The sequence below is a fragment of the Mesorhizobium sp. M8A.F.Ca.ET.208.01.1.1 genome, assembly GCF_004791315.1.
GTDB lineage: Bacteria > Pseudomonadota > Alphaproteobacteria > Rhizobiales > Rhizobiaceae > Mesorhizobium.
On sequence record NZ_SRUT01000423.1, the window covers coordinates 1 to 281 of the forward strand.

A 281-nucleotide genomic window follows, 5' to 3' on the forward strand; every position below is an offset into this window, starting at 1 on the left:
CTGGCCGGTCGTGCTGCCGCTTGGCGTGCTCGAATACCATGGCGAGCACATGGCGGTCGGCATGGACACGCTGGCCGTCATCAAGACGGTGGAGCTGATCGAGAGGGAGAGGGATATCGTCATCCTGCCGCCTTTCTATTACGGCGCGGCAAGCTACGCGGTGGCGGCTCCGGAGGGCAGCGGCTCGGTGCAGGTCGGCGGCCCTGCGCTTTCGCCTTTCGCGGAGGAATTGTTCTACGGGCTGCTGCGCGTCGGCTTCCGCAACATCCATGCCATCATCC

1 protein-coding gene is annotated in these 281 nt (G+C 65.1%); it reads left to right on the forward strand.

Going from position 1 to position 281, the window contains the following annotated elements; translation table 11 throughout:
• Window positions 1-281, forward strand: a 281-nt coding sequence (locus tag EN851_RS35940) for a creatininase family protein (protein WP_189587382.1), incomplete at both ends; no start/stop codon positions are given.